The organism is Pseudomonas sp. NFACC37-1, assembly GCF_900101575.1.
Classification (GTDB): domain Bacteria; phylum Pseudomonadota; class Gammaproteobacteria; order Pseudomonadales; family Pseudomonadaceae; genus Aquipseudomonas; species Aquipseudomonas fluorescens_AA.
The window spans coordinates 1-7,917 of sequence record NZ_FMUZ01000069.1; the positions used below are offsets into that span (position 1 = coordinate 1).

Consider the following 7,917-nt stretch of genomic DNA (forward strand, 5'->3'; position numbering starts at 1 on the left):
CCAACCAAGCGTTGATGACGGTCTACTTGATGAAGGCTGAACTCAAAACACTCTGGACCCCGAGTACTGCCTGGGGTTGGCGATCGGCCTGGAAGCAATGGCTGCGCCATGCGCATGAAAGCGAAATACCAGCTCTGATCCAGTTCGCCAAACGGCTAAAGGGTTACTGGCGGGGCATCGTGAGCCGGGTTCGCTGGCCGATGCACACCGGTCAGTTGGAAGGAATAAACAATCGAATAAAGGTCATCAAGCGGATGGCGTACGGTTACCGGGATAGCGAATTCTTTTTCATGAAGATCAAGAGCGTCTTTCCCGGTAATCCGTGAAGAACCATAAATATTGGCTGACACTCCGTCTTCGCGAGCAAGCCCGCTCCCACATTTGGTCTTCAGCATCCCCAGGACACTAGAAATCCCCCCACAACTGCTGCGCCACGGCCAGGGCCACCACCGGCGCGGTTTCGGTGCGCAGCACGCGTGGGCCGAGGCGGGCGGCCTGGTAGCCGGCGGTCTTGGCCTGCTCGACTTCGGCATCCGACAACCCGCCTTCGGGACCGATCAGGAAGGCCAGGGTCGACGGTTTGTCATGACTGACCAGCGGCTCGGCCACCGGGTGCAGCACCAGCTTCAGTTCGGCCTCGGCCTGCTTCAACCAGTCAGTCAGCAGCAGCGGCGGATGAATCACCGGCACGGTCGAGCGCCCGCACTGCTCGCAAGCACTGATCGCCACCTGGCGCCAGTGCAGCAGGCGCTTGTCGGCGCGTTCGTCCTTGAGGCGCACTTCGCAACGTTCGCTGAAAATCGGCGTGATCTCGCTGACCCCCAGCTCCGTGGCTTTCTGGATCGCCCAATCCATGCGCTCGCCTCGGGACAGGCCCTGGCCGAGGTGGATACGCAACGGCGATTCAAGTTGTCCGGCGAACTGCTCGTCCAACTGCACCCGCACGCGCTTTTTGCCGACTTCGGCCAACGTGCCGCGAAACTCCTGGCCGGAGCCATCGAACACTTGCACCGCATCGCCCTCGGCCATGCGCAGCACCCGGCCGATGTAATGGGCCTGGGCTTCGGGCAGTTCGTGGTCGCCGAGGCTCAGGGGGGCGTCGATGAAGAAGCGGGACAGTCTCATGTCGAATCTCTGAAAAAGTTAATGGTGCTATGGATGCTCCCGGCACCTGTGGCGAGGGGATTTATCCCCGCTGGGCTGCGAAGCAGCCCCAAATACATCCAACGCGATTTGCCTGAAGCACCGGGGTATCCGGTTTTAGGGCTGCTGCGCAGCCCAGCGGGGATAAATCCCCTCGCCACAATAGTGTTCCAACAAGAAGACCGAGGTTCAGCCCGGATCACGATAGCCCGGGTGAAAATCCTTCGGCACCGCCACACTGACCTTGTCCCGGGTGGCGATGTCGATGCCTTCACTGGCCACTTCGGCGAGAAAGTCGATCTGCTCCGGGGTGATGACATACGGCGGCAGGAAGTACACCACGCTACCCAACGGCCGCAGCAACGCACCGCGCTCCAGGGCATGCTGGAACACCGCCAGGCCACGCCGTTCCTGCCACGGATACGCGGTTTTGCTGGCCTTGTCCTTCACCATCTCGATGGCCAGCACCATGCCGGTCTGGCGTACTTCGGCGACGTTCGGGTGATCGGCCAGGTGCGCGGTGGCGCTGGCCATGCGTTGGGCCAGGGCCTGGTTGTTTTCGATGACGTTGTCTTCTTCGAAGATATCCAGCGTCGCCAAGGCCGCCGCGCAGGCCAGCGGGTTGCCGGTGTAGCTGTGGGAATGCAGGAAGGCGCGCAGGGTCGGGTAGTCGTCGTAGAACGCGCTGTAGACCTCGTCGGTGGTCACGCACGCCGCCAGCGGCAGGTAGCCGCCGGTCAGGGCCTTGGACAGACAGAGGAAGTCCGGCGTGATGCCGGCCTGTTCACAGGCGAACATCGTTCCGGTGCGGCCAAAGCCGACGGCGATTTCGTCATGGATCAGGTGCACGCCATAGCGGTCGCACGCCTCGCGCAATAACTTCAGGTACACCGGGTGGTACATGCGCATGCCGCCGGCACCCTGGATCAGTGGCTCGACGATCACCGCCGCCACCGTGTCGTGGTGCTCGGCCAGGGTCTGCTCCATGGCGGCGAACAGGTTGCGCGAATGTTCTTCCCAGCCCATGCCTTCGGGGCGGTGGTAGCAGTCGGGGCTCGGCACCTTGATCGTGTCCAGCAACAGCGCCTTATAGGTCTCGGTGAACAACGGCACATCACCCACCGACATCGCCGCGATGGTTTCGCCGTGGTAGCTGTTGCTCAGGGTGACGAAGCGCTTCTTGTCCGGCCGGCCGCGATTGATCCAGTAGTGGAAGCTCATCTTCATCGCCACTTCGATGCAGGACGAGCCGTTATCGGCATAGAAGCACCGGGTCAGGCCCTCGGGCGTCATCTTCACCAGGCGCTCGGACAGTTCGATCACGGGCTGATGGCTGAAGCCGGCCAGGATCACATGCTCCAGCTGATCGACCTGGTCCTTGATGCGCTGGTTGATGCGCGGGTTGGCATGGCCGAACACGTTGACCCACCAGGAACTGACGGCATCGAGGTAGCGCTTGCCTTCGAAATCTTCCAGCCACACGCCTTCACCGCGCTTGATGGGGATCAGTGGCAGCTGTTCGTGGTCTTTCATCTGGGTGCAGGGATGCCATAGCACCGCGAGGTCGCGTTGCATCCACTGGTTATTCAGGCCCATTTACAGTCTCCTCGAGGCGGCTCGCGGCGGGCGCGGGCAAAACAATCGCGCAAGCCTATGCAATGGCGGCCGTGGGGACAACCCATTGTGTCGCTGGCGCTACTTTGAGCGAGGCGATAGACGCCGCTGGCGGCGCTTTGATGGCTGTCGTATTCTTCGCCGTTCCCTGAGCCGACTGGCTCGAAAAACCGAGAGCCGCCTGGCTCGAAAGCTGAAATTTCCTACGTTTAATCCGGAGTTCGTTGAATGTCTGCTGGTTGGCTGCGCGCCTGTGCGCTGGTGATGATAGGGCTGTTCAGCGTTTCGGCGCTGGCCAAGGACAAACAACCGACGGCCATCGTCATCGGCGGCGGCCTGGCGGGACTCACCGCGGCCTATGAGCTGCAGAACAAAGGCTGGGCCGTGACGCTGCTGGAAGCCAAGCCGGACCTGGGCGGTCGCTCGGGCATGGCCACCAGCGAGTGGATCGGCAATGAGAAGACGCAGCCGGTGCTGAACAAGTACGTCTCGACCTTCAAGCTGAGCACCACGCCGGCCCCGGAGTTCGTGCGTACCCCCAGCTACCTGATCGACGGCACCTACTTCACCGCCGCCGACCTGGCGACCAAGCAGCCGGCCACCGCCGAAGCCCTCAAGCGCTACGAAACCACCCTGGACGACCTGGCGCGCTCCATCGAAGACCCGCAGAACCCGGCGGCCAACAACACGTTGCACGCCCTGGACCAGATCACCGTCTCCAACTGGCTCGATCGTCTACAACTGCCGGCCACGGCGCGTCAGTTGGTGAACCAGGAAATTCGCACCCGTTATGACGAACCTTCGCGCCTGTCGCTGCTGTATTTCGCCCAGCAGAACCGCGTCTATCGTGGCGTGTCCGACCGCGACCTGCGGGCCTCGCGCCTGCTCGGCGGCAGTCCGACCCTGGCCCAGGCGTTCGTCAAGCAACTGAAAACCATCAAGACCAACTCGCCGGTGTCGGCCATCTCCCAGGACAAGGACGGCGTGACCGTCAAGGTCGGCAGCGTGGGTTACCAGGCTGACTACGTAGTGCTGGCGGTGCCATTGCGGGCGCTGAACAAGATCCAGTTGACCCCGGCCCTGGACGCCCAGCATCAAGGCGCGATCAAGGGCACCAACTACGGTTGGCGCGACCAGATCATGCTCAAGTTCAAGACCCCGGTCTGGGACAGCAAGGCACGCATGTCGGGCGAAATCTACAGTAACGCCGGCCTGGGCATGATGTGGATCGAGCCGGCCATGAAGGGCGGCGCCAACGTGGTCATCAACCTGTCCGGCGACAACGCCCGGGTGATGCAGGCCTTCGGCGACAAGCAGATGGTCGATCAGGTGCTGATCCGCCTGCACGCGTTTTATCCACAGGCCCGTGGCGCGTTCACCGGCTATGAAATCCGCCGCTACAGCACCGACCCGTCCACGGGCGGCGCGTACCTGGCCTTTGGCCCGGGCCAGATCAGCAAGTACTGGCGTCTGTGGGAAAAACCGTTGCAGCGTGTAGCCTTTGCCGGCGAACACACCGATACCCTGTATCCGGGCACCCTGGAAGGCGCCTTGCGCAGCGGCCAGCGGGCTGCCAGCCAGGTTGAAGACCTGGCGGCCGGCAAGTCGTTCGAACCGGCCAAGGTCGCGCCGGCTGCAACGGCCGCCGCTGCCGGCGCGGTGGCGGCGAAGAAGGGCAACTTCTTCAGCAACCTGTTTGGTGGCTCGGATGACGAGAAGAAGCCGGAGCCGGTCAAGGCGCCAGAGCCGGTAGCGCCTGCTCCAACGCCTGCGCCCGTCCCAGCACCCGCATCGGTGGAACCACCAGCGCCTGCTCCGGCGAAAGTTGAGCCCACCAAGAAAGCAACGGCCAAACCGGCGGCGAAAAAACCAGCTGCCAAGACCCCGGCTAAAAAAGCGCCGACCAAGGCACCGGTAAAAAAGGCCGAGCCGGCGAAGAAGCCAGCAGTCAAACCGACGACGACTACTGAAACCAAGTCTCAGTAACGATCAGGTGGAAAGAACGCGGTTCAAGGACCTAATGCTGTTCACTTGAGGCAATCGACAAACCCGTGGCGGGGGAGCTTGCTCCCGCTGGGCCGCGAAGCGGCCCCCAAACCTGCCAAATGCGGAGCATCAGGCACACCGCACCCGCCGGTTTACGACTGCTTCGCAGCCGAGCGGGAGCAAGCTCCCTCGCCACAGGTCCTTCATTTTTCTCAAATGAACCACATGGGCTCAGGGGCCGCGTTTTTTTATCCCGCATCAAGCGTATCGGCGCCGCTTGATAAGCGCGACGTCCTACACGCCTCGGCGATATATCGGAAACTTCCCACCCTTTAACCGGAAGCAGGCGATAGCGCTTACCAAGCCATAAGTCTAGGCTCCTCGAAAAACAGGAGCGTGTATGAAAAAACTGATGGCAATGGTCGTATTGGTTTCGATGTACGGGTGCGTGTATGGCGAATGCCGGGATCCTTTGAAAATTCCAATGATTCCAAAAAGAGATCCGCAGTTAGCACACAAATGCTCCATCGATCCATATAGGTCTGAGTGCTCGGTGAACTAATAATTCACAATTTTCACCTCGTAAAAGCTGGAGTTAATATGAAGTTGATAGCAGCTTTAATGCTATTGGCAGTATTCGGTATCAGTGGTTGCACTGCTGATGGTCGTATGGTGCTGAAAAAGCACGATCCTCAATTAGTTTATAGATGCGACATGGATCCTTACAGGCCTGAGTGCGCCAATAAGTGACTCTAGAGAGGCGGCAGTGAAAACGACCAAGTTTTAATTTCAAAGTCCTCAAATAAAATTTTGACCCGCTTTGGCTTGGACATACGTCCCGGGACGAAGCCAAAGCGAGCCCAGCATAGCTTTCCCGTTCGCCTGTCATGGATGACCAGGTTGCCGTCATCCTGAATGACCATACAAGCGTTGTACCAAAGCGACTTGTCCCTGCTATGGCTACTTTCAGCAATCCATAAGCGTCTTCTGGATGGATCATAAAGAAAGCCACTATCAGCGATTACAAATTGCAGGGGCTCTCGCATTCTCTTTGGATACAAGGTTGCACTATAACGTTGATTGCTGTCTGCAATCCAGACGACAGTACCGCCGTCCTTGATAACCAAATTCCAATCAGCCTGCAATATCAGTCGAAACTTTCCGTTTGGGGACTGAAGAAACTGCCCCGGCGCCATTGTTTGATTGGGCGGAAGTAGCGGCGAGCCGTTGGCCCGAAATGGGGTGTAAGGAACAGCCATGCTTCACCTCGTTCAATAGTTGTTGAACGCCCATGTGATCAAGAGGAGAAGCGGAAATGACGATACATATATATTGCATGGAAAAAATAGTTGGGCGATGGTGACGATTCCGACGCGGTCTTCTGTTGCAGCGAGCCTGCTCGCGATGAGGCTCAGGCGCATATCCAGCGGCCGCCAGCCCCCTCGCCATCACCTACCGTTTCCCCTTTAATCTTTCCTTAACCCACCCCCTCCAGACTGATGATCGTATTTCTCGATATTTCAAAGCGAAAATTTCCGCTTTAAATCGATAGATAACTCGCTAGTCTTGATCGCAGTTTTTACAGGATATGAGCAATGCAGCTTCGCAACTCTTCTTCTCGCTATGGCTGGGTCAGTATCGCTGTGCACTGGGGCGTTGCGCTGGTGGTGTACGGGCTGTTCGCCCTGGGCCTGTGGATGGTCGGCCTGGATTACTACAGCACCTGGCGCAAAGACGCGCCGGACCTGCACAAGAGCATTGGCCTGGTGCTGCTGGCGGTCATGTTGCTGCGGGTGGTCTGGCGGTTTGTCAGCCCGCCACCGCCGACCCTGCCAACCTATGGCCGCCTGACCCGCGTCGGCGCCAAGCTTGGACATAGCGCACTGTATCTCGGGTTGTTTGCCGTGATGATTGCCGGTTACCTGATTTCCACCGCAGACGGTGTCGGGATACCGGTGTTTGGCCTGTTTGAAGTACCCGCGCTGGTGTCCGGACTGCCCGATCAGGCAGACGTCGCCGGTGAGATCCACTTCTACCTGGCATGGGCGCTGGTCATTTTTTCCGGCCTTCATGCGTTGGCAGCATTGAAACACCACTTTATCGACCGTGACGCGACCCTCAAGCGCATGCTGGGGCGCCAAGCCTGATGTTCAACCTCGACTCCAAAGGAATAGAAAGCATGTTGAAAAAGACGCTCGCCGCCCTGGCAATCGGTTCTGCCCTGCTGTCTGCCGGCCAGGCCATGGCTGCCGACTACGTCGTTGACAAGGAAGGCCAGCACGCCTTCGTCGACTTCAAGATCAGCCACCTGGGCTATAGCTACATCACCGGTACCTTCAAGGACATCGACGGCAAGTTCAGCTTCGACGCCGCCAAGCCTGAAGCCAGCAAGATCGAGTTCAACGTGAATACCGCCAGTGTGTTCACCAACCACGCCGAGCGCGACAAGCACATCGCCAGCGCTGACTTCCTGAACGCCAGCAAATTCGGCAAGGCCACTTTCGTGTCCACCAGCGTCAAGTCCACTGGCAAGAACGCTGATGGCAAGGAAACCGCCGATGTGACCGGTGACCTGACCCTGTTGGGCGTGACCAAGCCGGTCGTGGTCAAGGCCACCTTCCTGGGTGAAGGCAAGGACCCGTGGGGCGGCTACCGTGCTGGTTTCGAAGGCACCACCAGCATCAAGCGTTCGGACTTCGGCAAGCAGAAAGACCTGGGGCCAACCTCCGACGCGGTCGAACTGTACGTCTCGTTTGAAGGTGTCAAAGCGAAGTAACCTTCGCGCCTGACAAAAAAACGCCCCTGGTCTTGGGACCAGGGGCGTTTTTTATGTGCGCCCAGCATGGGCGCAATCTTGTGGGTGAAAGTCCCGCCGTAAGCTGACCACAGCGAACGAAGTGAAGCGCAACTGCATGAGGGCGACCGAGTGTGGGGAGGAAGCGTGGATCGAAGCCATGAGCCGATGTACAAGAACCGGATAGAAGGCGAAGCCGATCAGGGCGAGCGGGCATAAAACCGCGAAGTTCTTGTGGTCAAGGATCAGGCTGCGTAAATCCGGCGGTTGTGTGGTGAAGGATTGCGTTCTTACCTGGGGAGATCTCGCCTTGTGCCTGAAAGGGCGACGGTGCAAGCCGGAGCGAGAAGTCAGCAGAGGCCGTAGTAGTCTTTTTTTTT

General features: G+C 59.4%; 7 protein-coding genes. 4 read left to right on the top strand and 3 right to left on the bottom strand.

Translation table 11 applies throughout. From position 1 onward, the window contains the following. A partial coding sequence (locus BLP82_RS29605) for a transposase (protein WP_139197840.1) occupies nt 1–326 on the top strand: 326 nt, incomplete at its 5' end. A 79-nt stretch (nt 327–405) separates the two neighbouring features. On the opposite strand, the gene BLP82_RS29610 is transcribed toward BLP82_RS29605, so the two are convergent. Then, nucleotides 406–1,125 carry a 16S rRNA (uracil(1498)-N(3))-methyltransferase gene (locus tag BLP82_RS29610; RefSeq protein ID WP_092177029.1) on the bottom strand — a complete coding sequence of 240 codons (720 nt, stop codon included), beginning with the start codon at nt 1,123–1,125 and terminating at the stop codon, nt 406–408. A gap of 207 nt (nt 1,126–1,332) precedes the next feature. Then, nucleotides 1,333–2,739, bottom strand: a complete 1,407-nt coding sequence (locus tag BLP82_RS29615) for an adenosylmethionine--8-amino-7-oxononanoate transaminase (RefSeq protein WP_092177031.1) — start codon at nt 2,737–2,739, stop codon at nt 1,333–1,335. A 246-nt stretch (nt 2,740–2,985) separates the two neighbouring features. Here BLP82_RS29615 and BLP82_RS29620 point away from each other — a divergent pair, with 246 nt between their 5' ends. Next, nucleotides 2,986–4,743, top strand: coding sequence for a flavin monoamine oxidase family protein (locus BLP82_RS29620; RefSeq protein WP_092177033.1), 1,758 nt, complete (start codon nt 2,986–2,988; stop codon nt 4,741–4,743). A gap of 752 nt (nt 4,744–5,495) precedes the next feature. Here BLP82_RS29620 and BLP82_RS29625 read toward each other — a convergent pair. After that, nucleotides 5,496–6,002, bottom strand: coding sequence for a lectin-like bacteriocin LlpB (locus BLP82_RS29625; protein WP_092177036.1), 507 nt, complete (start codon nt 6,000–6,002; stop codon nt 5,496–5,498). Between the two features lie 336 nt (nt 6,003–6,338). Between BLP82_RS29625 and BLP82_RS29630 the strand changes: the two genes are divergently transcribed. Then, nucleotides 6,339–6,890 (top strand): cytochrome b, encoded by a 552-nt coding sequence (locus tag BLP82_RS29630; protein ID WP_072405882.1) that lies wholly within the window; start codon nt 6,339–6,341, stop codon nt 6,888–6,890. A 32-nt stretch (nt 6,891–6,922) separates the two neighbouring features. Then, nucleotides 6,923–7,519 carry a YceI family protein gene (locus BLP82_RS29635; protein ID WP_025215936.1) on the top strand — a complete coding sequence of 199 codons (597 nt, stop codon included), beginning with the start codon at nt 6,923–6,925 and terminating at the stop codon, nt 7,517–7,519. Nucleotides 7,520–7,917 lie beyond the last annotated feature (398 nt).

What these genes read in the sequence shown, in the direction of transcription:
- BLP82_RS29630 (WP_072405882.1), top strand. Translation starts at nt 6,339, where the DNA reads ATGCAGCTTCGCAACTCTTCTTCTCGCTATGGCTGGGTCAGTATCGCT.
- BLP82_RS29620 (WP_092177033.1), top strand. Translation starts at nt 2,986, where the DNA reads ATGTCTGCTGGTTGGCTGCGCGCCTGTGCGCTGGTGATGATAGGGCTG.
- BLP82_RS29615 (WP_092177031.1), bottom strand. Translation starts at nt 2,739, where the DNA reads ATGGGCCTGAATAACCAGTGGATGCAACGCGACCTCGCGGTGCTATGG.
- BLP82_RS29610 (WP_092177029.1), bottom strand. Translation starts at nt 1,125, where the DNA reads ATGAGACTGTCCCGCTTCTTCATCGACGCCCCCCTGAGCCTCGGCGAC.
- BLP82_RS29625 (WP_092177036.1), bottom strand. Translation starts at nt 6,002, where the DNA reads ATGGCTGTTCCTTACACCCCATTTCGGGCCAACGGCTCGCCGCTACTT.
- BLP82_RS29635 (WP_025215936.1), top strand. Translation starts at nt 6,923, where the DNA reads ATGTTGAAAAAGACGCTCGCCGCCCTGGCAATCGGTTCTGCCCTGCTG.